The sequence below is a fragment of the Streptomyces sp. NPDC055078 genome (assembly GCF_053607985.1).
Window position 1 is genome coordinate 1 of sequence record NZ_JBSGUP010000151.1, and the last position, 14,182, is coordinate 14,182.

At 72.0% G+C, this 14,182-nt stretch carries 12 protein-coding genes; 2 read left to right on the forward strand and 10 right to left on the reverse strand.

Going from position 1 to position 14,182, the window contains the following annotated elements; genetic code table 11:
- Positions 1–257 precede the first annotated feature (257 nt).
- The 4 genes from ACWF94_RS15540 to ACWF94_RS15555 form a co-directional block, all read right to left on the reverse strand.
- On the reverse strand, positions 258–794 hold the full coding sequence (locus ACWF94_RS15540; RefSeq protein WP_453487878.1) for a TetR/AcrR family transcriptional regulator: 537 nt from the start codon (positions 792–794) through the stop codon (positions 258–260).
- A complete protein-coding gene (locus ACWF94_RS15545; protein WP_453487879.1) occupies positions 787–1,173 on the reverse strand; it encodes a hypothetical protein in 387 nt (128 codons plus the stop codon). The genes ACWF94_RS15540 and ACWF94_RS15545 overlap by 8 nt, the downstream gene beginning before the upstream one ends.
- 131 nt (positions 1,174–1,304) lie before the next feature.
- On the reverse strand, positions 1,305–1,847 hold the full coding sequence (locus ACWF94_RS15550) for a mycothiol transferase (RefSeq protein WP_453487880.1): 543 nt from the start codon (positions 1,845–1,847) through the stop codon (positions 1,305–1,307).
- A gap of 133 nt (positions 1,848–1,980) precedes the next feature.
- The gene (locus tag ACWF94_RS15555) at positions 1,981–2,409 is read right to left on the reverse strand and encodes a DoxX family membrane protein (protein WP_453487881.1); all 429 of its coding nucleotides are present in this window, start codon (positions 2,407–2,409) and stop codon (positions 1,981–1,983) included.
- A 378-nt stretch (positions 2,410–2,787) separates the two neighbouring features.
- Between ACWF94_RS15555 and ACWF94_RS15560 the strand changes: the two genes are divergently transcribed.
- Positions 2,788–3,315, forward strand: coding sequence for a DinB family protein (locus ACWF94_RS15560; RefSeq protein WP_453487882.1), 528 nt, complete (start codon positions 2,788–2,790; stop codon positions 3,313–3,315).
- A gap of 72 nt (positions 3,316–3,387) precedes the next feature.
- Here the strand turns inward: ACWF94_RS15560 and ACWF94_RS15565 are convergent, their stop codons facing one another.
- On the reverse strand, positions 3,388–4,026 hold the full coding sequence (locus ACWF94_RS15565) for a TetR/AcrR family transcriptional regulator (protein WP_453487883.1): 639 nt from the start codon (positions 4,024–4,026) through the stop codon (positions 3,388–3,390).
- A gap of 174 nt (positions 4,027–4,200) precedes the next feature.
- Here ACWF94_RS15565 and wrbA point away from each other — a divergent pair, with 174 nt between their 5' ends.
- Positions 4,201–4,815 (forward strand): NAD(P)H:quinone oxidoreductase, encoded by a 615-nt coding sequence (gene wrbA, locus ACWF94_RS15570; RefSeq protein WP_453487889.1) that lies wholly within the window; start codon positions 4,201–4,203, stop codon positions 4,813–4,815.
- Positions 4,816–4,844: 29 nt separating this feature from the next.
- Here the strand turns inward: wrbA and ACWF94_RS15575 are convergent, their stop codons facing one another.
- From ACWF94_RS15575 to ACWF94_RS15595, 5 genes are all read right to left on the reverse strand, one after another.
- Positions 4,845–8,243 carry a serine hydrolase gene (locus ACWF94_RS15575; protein WP_453487884.1) on the reverse strand — a complete coding sequence of 1,133 codons (3,399 nt, stop codon included), beginning with the start codon at positions 8,241–8,243 and terminating at the stop codon, positions 4,845–4,847.
- Positions 8,244–8,537: 294 nt separating this feature from the next.
- Entirely contained in the window at positions 8,538–9,173 is a 636-nt protein-coding gene (locus tag ACWF94_RS15580) for a LutC/YkgG family protein (protein WP_453487885.1), read from the reverse strand.
- Positions 9,170–10,588 carry a lactate utilization protein B gene (locus ACWF94_RS15585; protein ID WP_453487886.1) on the reverse strand — a complete coding sequence of 473 codons (1,419 nt, stop codon included), beginning with the start codon at positions 10,586–10,588 and terminating at the stop codon, positions 9,170–9,172. The genes ACWF94_RS15580 and ACWF94_RS15585 overlap by 4 nt, the downstream gene beginning before the upstream one ends.
- On the reverse strand, positions 10,585–11,295 hold the full coding sequence (locus ACWF94_RS15590; RefSeq protein ID WP_453487887.1) for a (Fe-S)-binding protein: 711 nt from the start codon (positions 11,293–11,295) through the stop codon (positions 10,585–10,587). The genes ACWF94_RS15585 and ACWF94_RS15590 overlap by 4 nt, the downstream gene beginning before the upstream one ends.
- A gap of 135 nt (positions 11,296–11,430) precedes the next feature.
- Positions 11,431–13,869, reverse strand: a complete 2,439-nt coding sequence (locus ACWF94_RS15595) for a SpoIIE family protein phosphatase (RefSeq protein ID WP_453487888.1) — start codon at positions 13,867–13,869, stop codon at positions 11,431–11,433.
- Positions 13,870–14,182: the final 313 nt, after the last annotated feature.

A 14,182-nucleotide genomic window follows, 5' to 3' on the forward strand; every position in this document is an offset into this window, starting at 1 on the left:
CTCCGGAACCCCGGCAGCCCGCGCCGGGCCGCCCGGCATCGGGGCGGCCACCGGGGCAGTGTCATTCAGTGAACACGACGCTACGTTGCATGAACGTTGCAGGCAGCGGGGCTGCCGGACGTCTGTACGAAGATCCTTCCCGACCGGGTGGCCGCAGGGCCGTTCCGGGGCCCCGGCCGCCTCACCGGGCCGTTCCGGGGTCGCGCCCGGCCCCCGGCACACTGCGGATGGTCTGGGCCCCGGGCCCCCCCGCGCTGTCAGGTCGCCGTATCCCGGCCGTGGACCGCCGCGGACTCGAAGGCCGCGCAGCCGGCGGACCAGGCGGAGTCCAGGTCCGCCTCGGGCGGGAAGCGGCCGTCGAGTTCCAGCATCACCATGCCGTGGGCGAACGCCCAGGCCGTGCGGGCGATATCGAGGTTGCCGCGGACCGCCCGGAACAGGGGGGCGGCGGCCCGGTCCTCCAGGCCCTCGGGAAACCGGTCGCGCGGTAGCGGCTGACCGGCGGTGAGCCGGTACAGATGCGGGCGGCCGAGAGCGTGGGCGCGATACGCGAGCGCCAGCGGCAGCAGTCCGCTTTCGGCCGCCTCGACGGCTTCGAGGTCGTCGGCGAGCGCGGCCATGCCGACGATCTTCAGCTCGGTCTCGACGGCCGACTTGTCCGGGAAGTGCTTGTACAGGGACGGCGCGCGGATGCCGACGCGGTCGGCGATCGCCCGCATCGACATCGCGTCCGCCCCGCCCGCCTCCAGGATCTCCAGCGCGGCGGCGACGATCTGCGCGGAACGGTCAGCCACGGCGCGTCATACGTCCGGCCACGATCCGCAGCAGCCAGGCCAGCGCGGCCGTGAACAGCGGCGGCCACACGACGGGCCCGAAGGTGTAGAACACCAGGACGGCCAGCGGCAGCCACCCGTTGAAGGCGTACGCGGCGGCCTTGCCGCGACCACGCGCGGCCCGCGCCACCAGGTCGGGGGCGACGAGGAACAGCAGGGCCGCGGCAGTCGTCGGCAGCCCGTACTTCCACGACTCGAACACCGCGAACGCCCCGAGCGCCAGAGCGAGCACCCCCCACCCCGCCATCCGCGCGGGCGACCAGGAGCCCGTGACGGGCCGTCCGGCGCCCTCGGGGCGGGTCTCGCGGTGCGGGGTCGTTGCGATCGTCTGAACGCTCATGGCGGTCTCCCGTCTCGATGGCTAACGCCGTTAGCCGGTAGTCATGACTGTAGGGCTAACGGCGTTAGCTGTCCAGGGGTCGCGGCACAGCGGGCGACGACCGCCCGGACCCGTACGGGAGCGGTCCGGGACTACTCGTGCGCGGAGCCCAACTGCTCCGTGGTGCTGGCCCCGTCGAGCGACTCCCGGATGATGTCGGCGTGCCCGGCGTGCTGTGCGGTCTCCTGGAACAGATGCAGCAGAATCCGCCGCACGGACCAGCGGTGGACGACGCCGGGCTCCCAGGGCGTCTCCGGCAGGGGCACCTCGGTGTCCGGGTGCACGGTGCGGGCCGCCGCGTCGGTGGCGCGCGCGGCTTCCTCGTACGCCCTGCGCAGTTCCCGCACGGTCGCCCCCGCGGGCGTCGCGTACTGCCCCATGTCCCACATGCCTTCCGGTGTCCCACCGGTGTTGTCGGTCATGATGTGCGTCCAGACGCGCTCGCCCTGTGTGAGGTGGTTGAGAATGCCGCCGAGGGTCAGCTCGCTGACGGTGGCGCGCTCTCCGGCCTCCGCGTCGGTGACCTTGCGCAGGGTGATGAGCAGGGTGCGCCGCGCCGTGCCCAGCATGTCCAGAATCTCGTCGGTCTCGGAAGGCGCGGCGGTCCCGGAGGTTCCCGAGGTATCAGAAGTCATGGAGCGACCGTAGAGATGAACTAGGACAATGACTGGCCGCTATGCCGCTATCTCGCTATGCCGCTATGGCGGCTGTGGGCGCAGGTGGCGCGACCTCTCGTGACCGTTTGTGGCTTCCGCCCGGGAAGCCTCGTCAGAGCAAGGTGAGAGCCGCCGCGCCGATGAGCGCGAGCTGCACGGCGGTACGTGGCCCCAGCGGGTCGCCCTGGGCCACCTGCCGTCTGGCCGCGGAGACATTCGCCGGATACATGGCGATCAGCAGCAGGATGAGCCCACCCGCCGCCCAGGGCGCCGTCGCGGGGATCAGCAGGCCGACCGCCCCCGCCAGTTCGAGCGATCCGGTGATGTTCACCAGCAGTTCCGGGCGGGGCAGCGAGGGCGGGACCATGCCGATGATGTCGGCGCGCATCTTGGGGTGGAAGTGGGACAGCCCGGTGAGCAGAAACATCACTGCCAGCCCGACGCGCAGGGCGGGCTGCCAGCTGTCGAGTGCCTCCACGCCGAGCAGCCCGGTCAGCCGGGCCGCCAGAAAGCCGACGACGAGGGCGATGAGCGGCTCCATACGGACCTCCGGTGTCCAGGGGGGCGAACCCGGTCGCCCGCGACCGGGTGTGGGCGGCCCCGGCGGCCCCGGCGGCCTTCGCGGACAGGTTCGGCACCACTTCACCACCTCGCGCCACGCGATGGCGGGCGGGAGGCGGCGGCGGGCCTGAGCCCACCCGGTCGGCGGACACCCGGTCGCCGCCGGCGGGGGGATCTCGGCCGCTGACGGCGGGGGCGTCGGCTGCCGCGGGCGGGGATCCCGGTCAACGAGGGCGAGGGCGAGGCCGGGGCGTTGGCTGTCGCGGGCGGGGACATCGGCGACGAGGGCGGGTTATCGGTCACCGTGGGCGGGGCATCGGCTACCGGGGCCGACGGTGCCTGTGCCACGATGGCGGGCATGCCGACGACACCGGACGGACGCCTTGTCCCACCCCTTCGGGCCGGCGAACGCGCCATGCTGGAGAGCTGGTTGGAGTTTCACCGGGCCACGCTCATGCTGAAGTGCGAGGGGCTCGACGACGCGCGGCTGCGGGAGGCGTCGGTGGAACCGTCGTCGATGACGCTGCTCGGTCTCGTCCAGCATCTGGCGGAGGTCGAGCGCAACTGGTTCCAGCGCGTCTTCGCCGGACAGGATGTGCCACCGGTGTACGCGGACGGGGGCAGCGACGGCTTCACGCTCGACCCGGAGCGCGGGATCGCCCAGGCGCTGACCGTCTGGCACGGCGAAGTGGCCCGGGGCCGGGAGCTGATCGCGGGCTCCTCGCTCGACGAGTGCGGCACGTTCTCGGAGCGGGACGCCGTGATCGCCGGGGGCCGGGAGGTCTCCCTGCGCTGGATCCTGGTCCATCTGATCGAGGAGTACGCGCGTCACAACGGCCACGCCGACCTGCTCAGGGAGCGGATCGACGGCGTCACGGGCCCCTGAGGACCGGCGTGCCGGTCGGCCGTCGGGCCCCGGGTGGCGCCTTGCGTCACAGGCCGGCAGCCGCCGAACGGGTCAGCGCGCGAGTACGCCGCCGCTGAGGACCAGGTCGAGGCCGTCCTTGATCTGCTCCGGTGTCCGGTGCTGATCATGGGTGAGATGGCTGATGAGGCTGGGCGCGAAGGGCGCCAGCAGGAAGTGGGCCAGCAGCGGAGCGTCGGCGTCGGGGCGGATCTGCCGGATGAGCATCGTCAGATGGACGTGTCTGGCGAGATGTGAGCCGTGGATATGACGCCCGGTGGGTGAGGCCGCCTCACCGGCGAGCAGCAGCTCGCGCTGCTCGATGACCCGGTCGGCGAGCGCGTGCAGGAACGCGCGCAGCCGCTCCTCCGGCGGTGCGCCGGGGCCCAGCGGGGGCGGCCCGGAGACAAAGGCTTCCTGGAACTCCCGCTCCCGGTTGTCCAGCAGGGCCGAGATCAGTCCTGCGACATCGCCGAAGCGCCGGTAGACCGTGCCCACCCCGGTCCCCGACGCTCGCGCCACGGCGTTCATGGTGAGGGCTTCGGGGCCCTGCGTGGCCACGATCCCGGCAGCCGCTTCGAGGATCCTGCGGCGGTTGAGGGCCGCGTCCGCACGGGGTCCCGCCGGGAGCGGACGCTTCGGCGGGCGGTCGCCGAGGGGGAGGTCCGGCCGATGAGGCTCCTTGGCGTGCACGGCGGTGGCTCCGTTCCGCTCCGTACGGTTGTTCGGTCCATTCCTCGGCCTCAGCCTACCGGATAGCTATCCGGTAGGAACTTGCAAAGTAGTTGAGCGATCTACTATCTTCGTTGAAGCGGATAGATATCCACTTAACCTGCCGGTTCAGGAAGGCCACCGATGACCATCGACATCACCCCCAAGATCGCCGTCGTCTACTACTCGTCGACCGGAAGTGTGCACCGCCTCGCCGAGGCGCTGGCGGAAGGCGCGGAGAAGGCGGGTGCCGAGGTGCGGCTGCGCCGGGTCGCCGAACTCGCCCCCGACGAGGCCATCGACTCCAACCCGTCCTGGCGGGCGCACGTCGATGCCGTCCAGGGCGTCGATGTGGCCACCCATGACGATCTGACCTGGGCCGACGCCTACGCGTTCGGGACGCCCACCCGCTTCGGCAATGTCGCGTCCCAGTTCAAGCAGTTCATCGACAGCACGGGCGGACTGTGGCAGCGCGGTGTCTTCGCCGACAAGCCCACCACCGCGTTCGTCAGCGCCTCCAACCTGCACGGCGGCAACGAGTCGACCCTGCTCGCGCTCTACAACACGCTGTACCACTGGGGCTCGCTGATCGTCCCGCCCGGCTACACCGACCAGTCCGTGTTCGCGGCCAACGGCAACCCCTACGGCACGGCGCACGCCTCGGGCGCCGGTGAACTGCCCGGCGACAACGTCCTCAGCGCCGCTCGCTACCAGGGGCAGCGCCTTGCCGACATCACCCTGCGCATGCTGACCGGCAGCCGCGCCGCCTGACACCGCGCCCGGCGGTGGACCCGGCCGGGTCAGGCCGTCCTGCGGGCCGCGCGGGCACCGAAGTGGAGGTACCTGTCGCCGTTGTCGAGGTGGAGGAAGGCCGCCGGTGTCCACTGCCGGTTGCCGGGCATCCGGACCAGGAACCGGTTCTCCCCGGCCGGTACGAGATCAAGCACGCTGGGGGGCTGGTTGTCGCCCAGGTCGATCGTGAAACTCATCCGGACACGCAGCCCGGCACCCTCCTGGAAGACCTCCAACCGCATGGCGGGGGTTTCGTAGGTTCCGGTGAGCGCGGTGGTGTCGGCTGGGGCGGGCGGATCCACGGGCGGGGTGGGCGGTGCGGGCATCTCGATCCCGGCGAGTTCGCGGAAAATCTCACCGAAGAGCGCGGCGTGGAGGTCGCGGACGGGACCGCCGTTGGTCAGCAGGCTGACGGACAGGTCGTGTTCGGCCGAGATCCGCAGAGCCGCGCCCTGGCCGATGGTGGCGCCGTCGTGTCCGATCACCGGCCGGCCGTTCCAGTCCTCCCGGGCCCAGCCGAGCCCCCAGGAATCGGCGACATCCACCCCGGCGGGGAGGGTGACCTGACGGGCCGCCATCTCCCTGACGAGTCCGGGGGAGAGGAGCTGTGTGCCGTCGGGCGCCGTTCCGCCGCGCAGATGGAGTGCGGCGAATTCGAGGACGTCGCGTGCGGTGGCGACGACGCAGCCCGCCGGACCGCCCGAGCGGGGCAGGTTCCACACAGGGGCCGGTGCCAGTGTCCCGTCGGGGCCGGGCACATGTCCCATCGCGGCACCGTGGGTGAGTGCCTGTTCCGGCAGTGTCATGGTGGACGTGAACCCGAGGGGGTGGAAGAGGAGTTCCCGCATGGCGTCGTCCCAGACCTGTCCGGTGATCTTTTCGATGATCAGGCCGAGGACGGAGTATCCGGCGTTGCAGTAGGACCAGGTGGTGTCGACGGGGTGGGTCTGGGGGTGTCCGGCCAGGAGGGCGGCGTAGCGTTCCAGGCAGTCGTCGCCTCGGCCGGTGTCGTCGAAGACGTCGCCGGGGATGCCGCCGGTGTGGGTGAGGAGGTGGCGTACGGTGATCTGTCCGGTGTCCTTCCCGGGGAGCGCCAGATCCGGGAGCAGTTGGGTGACCGGGGTGTCGAGGGTGAGTTTGCCCTGGTCGATGAGGCGCATCACGGCGGTGGCGGTGTAGACCTTGGTGATGGAGCCGATCTGGAAGACGGAGTCGGTGGTGACGGAGGTGCCGGTGCGTTGGTTGAGTATGCCGTGGGCGGCTTCGGCGTTCTGGTCTGCGTAGCGGATGGCGAGTGAGGCGCCGACCACTCCGTACTCCTGGGCGAGTGCGGTGAGCCGTTGCTGCCAGTGGGCCTGGTCGAGCGGTACGGCAGCGGACGCGGTTCCGGTGAGGGCGTTGTGGCGGGTGTGGCGGATGACCCACTCCACGATCCGCCGGTTGTAGTCGGCGCGGTGGGAGGGTTTGCCGTCGAGGATGAAGAGGTGCGAGGCGCCGGGGTAGAGGACGAGTGCGGTGGGGATGCCGCGGGTGTGCAGGGCGCTGTACCACTGTTCGGCCTGTCCGGCGGGGCAGCGGTCGTCGGCCTCGCCGTGGAGGATGAGGGTGGGGGAGGTGACCTGGGTGACGTGGGTGAGGGGTGACATGGCGGCGATGCGTTCCGGCTCGTCCCAGAACAGCCCGCGCAGCTCGTTCATGGCCAGGTAGGTCCCGGCGTCCGAGGTGCCTGCCATGCTGACCAGGTCGCTGACGACCCCGCCCGCGACGACGGCGGCGAACCGGTCGGTGCGGGTCGGCAGCCAGCAGGCCATGAAGCCGCCGTAGCTGTATCCGGTGAGCGCGAGCCGTCGCGGGTCGGCGAGGCCCTCGGCGACGAGCTGGTCGACCGGTTCGAGGAAGTCCCGCTCGTCCGCCACCCCCCATGCCCCGAGCGCGCCCCGCAGGAATTCCTCCCCGTAGCCGTCGCTGCCGCGCGGGTTGAGCAGCAGGACGGCCCAGCCGCGGGCGGCGAGTACCTGGTGGTAGAGGTGTGCGGTGTCCCGGACCGGGCTCCATGCGTTGTGCGGCCCGCCGTGGACATCGACGAGGAGCGGGCGCGGTCCGGCGGCGGGCAGCACGGCCGGGTCGCGCAGCAGCCACCCGTGGACCTCGCCCCCGTCGGTCAGGGTGAACGTCCGCTCCTCGGGGACGATCACCTCGACACCGACGCTGTCGCCGTGTGTGGTGAGCTGGGTGAGTTTCCCGGAGGCGGGGTCGAGGAGGTGGATCTCTCCGGTGCTGTCCGTGGTCGCCAGCGCGACCGCCGCCTGCCCGCTGCCGCGTGCGACCGACAGGCCGCTGACCACCCGGTCACCGCCGATGACCTTACGGATCCCGGTTCCGCCGGTCCCGCCGGTCCCGCCGGTGCCGCTCGCGCCGTCTGTGCTGCCTGTGCTGCCTGTGCCGTCGATGGCGTAGAGGTGGGTGCAGCCCCGGTCGCGGGCGCAGAACAGCACGGTCCGCCCGTCCCCGGCGAGTTGTGGGCGGGCGCCGGGGTAGCCGCCCGCGCCGGGCATGACGTTGCGGTCGAGCCCTTCGGTCAGATAGTCGAGTTCCCCGGTTGCGGGTGTCACGCGGGCGAGGCGGGCGTTGCGTACTTCGGTGTCCGGGGCGCAGATCAGCAGGATGTCCTCGCCGTCCCAGGCGGCGTCGGTCACGACACCGCCGGGCGGCCCGATCCTGCGGGGCTCGGCCTTCGGCTGCCCCAGATCCAGGATGTGGGCCCAGGACTCGCCGCTGAGATCCGTGCCGGGGGCGAGGGTGATGGTGTGGACGAGGTGTGTGCCGTCGGGTGACCAGGCGGGCGTTCCGGTGAAGTAGTCGCCCCGGGCCACCCGGGTCACCGACCCGTCCTCCAGGTCGGTGATGAAGATCTGCGGCCGTATCCCGCGCAGCCGGCCCGCGCCGTCGAGCTTGTGGAACAGGCGGCCGGCGGTGACGGGCACTCCCTGCCCGGCCGGGGTGCCGCCGGGGGCGGTGGGTGCGGAGAACGCGATCCGTGTGCCGTCCGGGTTCCATACCGGGACCCCGGCGCCGAGCGGCAGTTCGGTCACCGCCCGGGCCTCCCCGCCGTCCAGCGGCAGCACCCAGATCTGCCCCGGGCCGCCGTCGGCGCGCAGGAACGCGACCCGTGTCCCGTCCGGGGAGAAGCGGGGACTGCTGTCCGACCGCCCCCGTGTCAGCTCCCTCGGCACCCCGGTGCCGTCGGTGCTGGTCACCCACAGCCGGCTGACGTTCTCGTCCGCCCCGGAGTCCACCGTCCGCAGCACGTACACCACCCGGGAACCATCCGGCGAGATCACCGGATCCGACGGCACCGCGAACCGGTCGAGATCGGAGAGATCGGTGCGACGGGACTGCTCGGCCATACGGACTCCTCAGGACAAGGAAACAGTGCGGGCGACGAGTGAAGGGCCCGCGCAACCGAGCGTAGGGAGGCGTCGTGATATCGGCTTTGTCCGGGAGACCGAAAATGATCGCGGACGATGGTGCGAGACGCCAAGGCTGTGCCGGTCGCCATGGCTGTCCTGCCCCCTGCGACCGGGAGCGCCGGAACCGGGCGTGGGACGGCGCGTCACCCTCGCCGCAATCCGCAACCCCGCACCCCGCAACCCGCACGCCGCGCCCCGCTACCTCCGTCACTCCCGTCGCCCCTCACTCCCTCACTCCCTCACGACGAGGACCACCTCCAGCCTGCGGGGCCCGTGCACCCCCTCCACCCGGTCCAGCTCGATGTCGCTGGTCGCCGAGGGCCCCGAGATCCAGGTCTGGGGGCGGGTGGGTTCGAGCCGGGGCATCGCCAGGGGGACGGACGCGACGATCTGCTCGGGCGCGTGGATGACACAGATGTGCAGATCCGGTACGAGGGTCAGGGCGCGACGGCCGTGTCCGGGACCCCCGTTCAGGACGATGGTGCCGGTCTCGGCGATGGCGAGCGCGCAGCCGGTGACGACGGCGTCGGTCGCGTCGAGTTCGGCGGGGGTGAGCGGGCCGTCGTCATGGCGCGGCTCCGCGGTGCTCCCGGCGAGCCAGCCGGTGGGCAGTCCAGCGGGGACGGCGACCGACCGCGCGCCGTGGGTGTCGAGAATCCCTGCCAACAGTCCGGGCAGCCGCGCGGGCGTGGTGCGGTGCACACGCGCGCGGTACTCGGTGAGGTTGCGGTCCAGCAGATCGAGGAGCGCCGCCGGATCGCCGGAGGTGTGGGCGGTGAGGTAGTCACGGCCGGGGGCCGGGACTTCGGGGGAGTGGGCGACGGCGGTCCTGATCCGGGCGAGGACCCGGTCCCGTGCGGAGGTCATGCGCGGTTCCTCTTCCACCAGTCGCGGAAGGACTCCGCGGGTACCTCGGGCAGCTCCCGGCTCCCCGTCCACGCGCCCGCGCCCGGCAGCCGTCCGGGATGGAGCGCGCGGGTCCGCGACGCCAGCCGCTCACCCGCCGCGAGCACGGCGGGCCGGTCGAACACCCAGCCTGCCGCCCTGACCGCGGCCTTCTCCAGCCGGTGCCCCCCACCACCCCGCTCGGCGACCCGCTCCCGGAGATGGACGAGGACCTCGGGGATGTCGATGGCGACCGGGCACACCTCGTAGCAGGCGCCGCAGAGCGAAGAGGCGTACGGCAGCGAGGCGTCGATCTCGCTCCCGATGCCACGGAGCTGAGGGCTGAGGATGGCGCCGATGGGACCCGGGTAGACCGATCCGTACGCATGCCCTCCGGCCCGCTCGTACACCGGGCAGACATTGAGACACGCGGAGCAGCGGATACACCGCAGGGCCTGACGGCCGGTCGCGTCGGCCAGGACGTCGGTACGGCCGTTGTCCAGCAGGACCAGATGGAAGTTCCGCGGTCCGTCGCCGTCCGTGGTGCCGGTCCAGATGCTTGTGTACGGGTTCATGCGCTCGGCGGTCGAGGAGCGCGGCAGGGTCTGGAGGAAGACCTCCAGATCGCGCCAGGTGGGCACGGTCTTCTCGATACCGACGACCGAGATCAGGGTCTCCGGGAGGGTCAGACACATCCGGCCGTTGCCCTCCGACTCCACGACGACCAGGGTGCCGGTCTCGGCGACCATGAAGTTCGCCCCGGATACGGCGACCTTCGCGCGCAGGAACTTCTCCCGCAGATGGAGGCGGGCGGCCTCGGCCAGTTCGGCGGGGGCGTCGGTCAGCGCGTCGGGTGCCGGGCGGCCCCAGTGCCCCATCCGCCGCCGGAAGATGTCCCGGATCTCGCCCCGGTTGCGGTGGATGGCGGGCACCAGGATATGGGAGGGCCGGTCGTCGCCGAGCTGCACGATCAGCTCGGCGAGATCCGTCTCGTAGGCGGCGATCCCCTCCGCGGCCAGGGCCTCGTTGAGGCCGATCTCCTGGGTGGCCATCGACTTGACCTTGACGATCTCGCGCTCACCGGTCGCCTTCACCAGGCCGGCCACGATCCGGTTGGCGTCGTCGGCGTCCACGGCCCAGTGGACGGTGCCCCCGGCGGCGGTCACCGCCGACTCCAGCTGGACCAGATAGGTGTCCAGATGGCGCAGCGTATGGTCCTTGATCTGTTTGCCCGCCTCGCGCAGCCGTTCCCAGTCGGCCAGTTCGCCCACCGCCGCCGCTCGCCGGTCGCGGATGGTGTGGGTGGCGTGGCGCAGATTGGCCCGCAGGGTCTCGTCGTGGACCGCCTTCCGGGCGGCGTCGGGGAAGGACGGCATGCCCAGCTGGGTCCGGCTCATCGCAGTGGCTCCGTTTCGGTGCTCGCCAGGATCTCGGCGAGATGCAGCGGGCGCAGCGGCTCGCGCCGGCGCCGGATGATTCCGTCGAGGTGCATCAGACAGGAGTTGTCCGCGCCGCAGAGCACGGACGCCCCGGTGCCCGCGGCGGCGCCGACCTTGTCCTCGCCCATCGCCGCCGAGACATCCGCGTTCTTGACGGCGAAGGTGCCGCCGAACCCGCAGCACTCCTCGGCGCCGGGGAGTTCGAGCAGCCGCAGTCCCTCGACCGCCTGGAGCAGTCTGCGCGGCCGGTCGCCCAGCCGCAGGGTGCGCAGCCCGTGGCAGGAGGGGTGGTAGGTGACGGTGTGGGGGAAGTACGCCCCCACGTCCGTCACCCCGAGGACATCGACCAGGAACTCGGTCAGCTCGTACGTCCGGGGCGCGAGGGCGCTCTCCCCGAACCCCGCGTAGTGCTCACGGATCATCGCCGCGCACGATCCGGAGGGCGTGACGACGTACTCGTACCCCTCGAAGACCCGGGCCGTCCGACGGACCAGCGGCTCGGTCTCGCGCCGGTAGCCGGTGTTGAACTGCGGCTGGCCGCAGCAGGTCTGCCCGGCGGGGAAGTCGACCACCACCCCGAGGCGTTCCAGGACCCTGACGGTCGCGATGCCCGTGGCCGGGAACAGCGCGTCGGTGACGCAGGTGACGAAGAGAGCGACGCGCATGGTGGTTCGGTTCCTTCGGTTCGGTTCCTTCGGACGAGAACGAGCCGGGCCGCGGCCGAGTCCCAGCCGGTGGTGGAACCGCAAGGAGTGTAAAGGCGCGACTCCTGGGAATCCGCGCCCGGGCGACCACCGGGTTCAGGTGACGGCGAGCGAGATGTCCGCCCAGATGGTCTTGCCTCCGGCGGTGTAGCGGGTGCCCCAGCGCTGGGTGAGCTGGGCGACGAGCAGCAGCCCGCGCCCGCCCTCGTCGAGGACCCGGGCACGCCGCAGATGGGGAGAGGTGTTGCTGGCGTCCGAGACCTCGCAGATCAGCCTGCGGTCACGGATCAGCCGGAGCTGGATCGGCGGACTTCCGTAGCGGATCGCGTTGGTGACCAGCTCGCTGACCACCAGTTCGGCCGTGAAGTCCAGCTCGTCGAGCCCCCAGGCGGCGAGCCGGTCCGCGACATCCGTACGGGCGCGTGCGACGACGGCGGGGTCGGACGCCAGATCCCAGGTGGCGACCTGACGCCCGCTGAGGGAACGCGCGCGGGCGGCGAGCAGCACGGTGTCGTCCTCGGGCACATCCGGCAGCAGCGCCGAGATGACGGAGTCGCAGAGGGCCTCCAGTGAGGGGGTGGGCCGTGCGAGCGTCCGGCGCAGAATGTCGAGCCCCTCGTCGATGTCACGGCCCCTGGCTTCGATCAGACCGTCCGTGAAGAGGGCGAGGACACTTCCCTCCGGCAGGGCGAACTCGGTGGTCTCGAAGGGCAGACCGCCCAGACCGAGCGGTGGCCCGACCGGCATGTCGAGGATCTCGGCGGTGCCGTCCGGACCGACCACGGCGGGCGGCGGATGCCCGGCGCTCGCCAGGGAACAGCGGCTGGAGACCGGGTCGTAGACGGCGTAGAGGCAGGTGGCGCCGACATCCCCGGCGCTCTCGGGCTCGCTGCGGCCCTCGTTCCCGGAGTCCACCTCCTCGGCCAGCCTGAGGACCACATCGTCCAGATGGGTGAGCAGCTCGTCGGGCGGCAGATCGATGTCGGCGAGTGTGCACACCGCGCTGCGCAGCCGCCCCATGGTCGCGGCGGCCTGGATGCCGTGGCCGACGACATCCCCGACCACCAGCGCCACCCGCGCCCCGGAGAGGGGCAGCACATCGAACCAGTCGCCCCCCACCCCCGCCCGGCCCCCGGCGGGCAGATAGCGGGAGGCCACCTCCAGTGCCGCCTGGTCGGGCAGGGAGCGGGGCAGCAGGCTGCGCTGGAGGGTCACGGCGGTGCGGCGCTCGCGGGCGTAGCGGCGGGCGTTGTCGATGCACACGGCCGCACGGGCGGTGATCTCCTCCGCCAGGAGCACATCGTCGGGGGCGAACGACTCGGGCTGGTGACGCCGGGCGAAGAGGGCGACGCCCAGGGTGATCCCGCGGGCGCGCACCGGAACCGCGAGGGCCGAATGCGCTCCGAGGAGCCGGATCCGGGCGATCCGATGGGGGTTCCTGGTCTCCCAGCGGGCGTAGGTGGCCTCATTCAGATCGAACACCTCCGGCCGGCCCGAGGCCAGGCACTCGGCGATCGGCGACAGCTCCGAGTAGGTGGTGTACTCGCCGGGGGCGGTGATGCCCGCCGGGACGATCGCGCCCGACGACCGCAAGGCGGCCCGGCGCATCGTGACGCGCCCGGTCAGCGGGCCGGAGCGCGGTTCCTCGCCCTGGTGAAGGAAGGCGAAGAGGTCGACGGCCGCGTAGTCACCGAGCGCGGGCACCGCCACATCGGCCAGTTCCTGCGCCGTACGGGTGATGTCCAGAGTGCTCCCGATACGGGAACCCGCCTGATTGACCAGTTGCAGCCGCTGCCGGGCCCAGTGGTGCTCGGTCATGTCGTGGGCGGCGAGAGTGACACCGCACACCATGCCCGCCGTGTCCCGCAGCGGTGCCAGGGAGACCGACCAGGCGCGTTCGCGCATCTCGCCGGGCACCCGCGCATGGGTCTCGACGAGCCGCTCCTCGCCCGTCTCCAGCACTTCGCGCATGGCCCCCTCGACATCCCCGGTGCTGGGGCCCTGGATCACCTGGTAGGGGCGCAGCCCCCGGACCTGGTCCTCGGTGAGGGCCGCGATCCTCTGCAGACCGGCGTTGGCGCGTACCGCCAGCAGATCCCTGTCGTAGACCGCGCACACACAGGGCGACTGCTGGAACGCCCAGTCCCCGACCGTACGGTCGTCATCGGGCAGCCGGCCGGGGCGGCGGCTCGTGCCCGCGGAGGTCAGCAGCCAGTTGGTGCCCGGGGGATCCCCCTCCCCCCGCAGGGCGCGGACCAGCGTCGGCAGAACCTCTCCGTCGCCGCGCCGCAGCTCCGCCATTCCGGTCCAGTAGATGCCGTCGCTCAGCGCCCGCCCGGCCGCTCCGGCGACCTCGCCGCCGAGCAGTTCCGCCATGGCCCGGCCCAGGAACTCCTCCGGCCGGTAGCCGAGCAGCAGCCGGGCGCCCTCGTCCCACCCCGTGACGATGCCCCGCTCATCGGCGGTGACGGTCGCGACGTACGGTGGGGCAGGACGGCCGGGTGGGTCTTCGGAACCATTACCGTGTCGGCTCATTTGTGCTCATTTCGCCGTCTCAGATTGTTCCACGCACCGCGAGCGCGGGCACGCCGGTCGGGCGGACCCGCTGCCGGGCGGGGCAGCCCGGGGCTCCTCGCGGACGTGCCGGCCCACTGTCGCCGCTCATGTGGATCTGTCGCCGCTCACGTGGATCCATTGGCGACGATAACCGCGACCTGGCGTCTCCCGCCGTCCTCCCCTCCCTCCGCATCCTGCGGCCCGGTCACCCGTGCTTGCGCCCCAGGCCCCGGAGCAGGGGCGGACCGACCCGGAGCGAACCCGGGTACAGGTCGGCGAGCCGGTCCCGTAC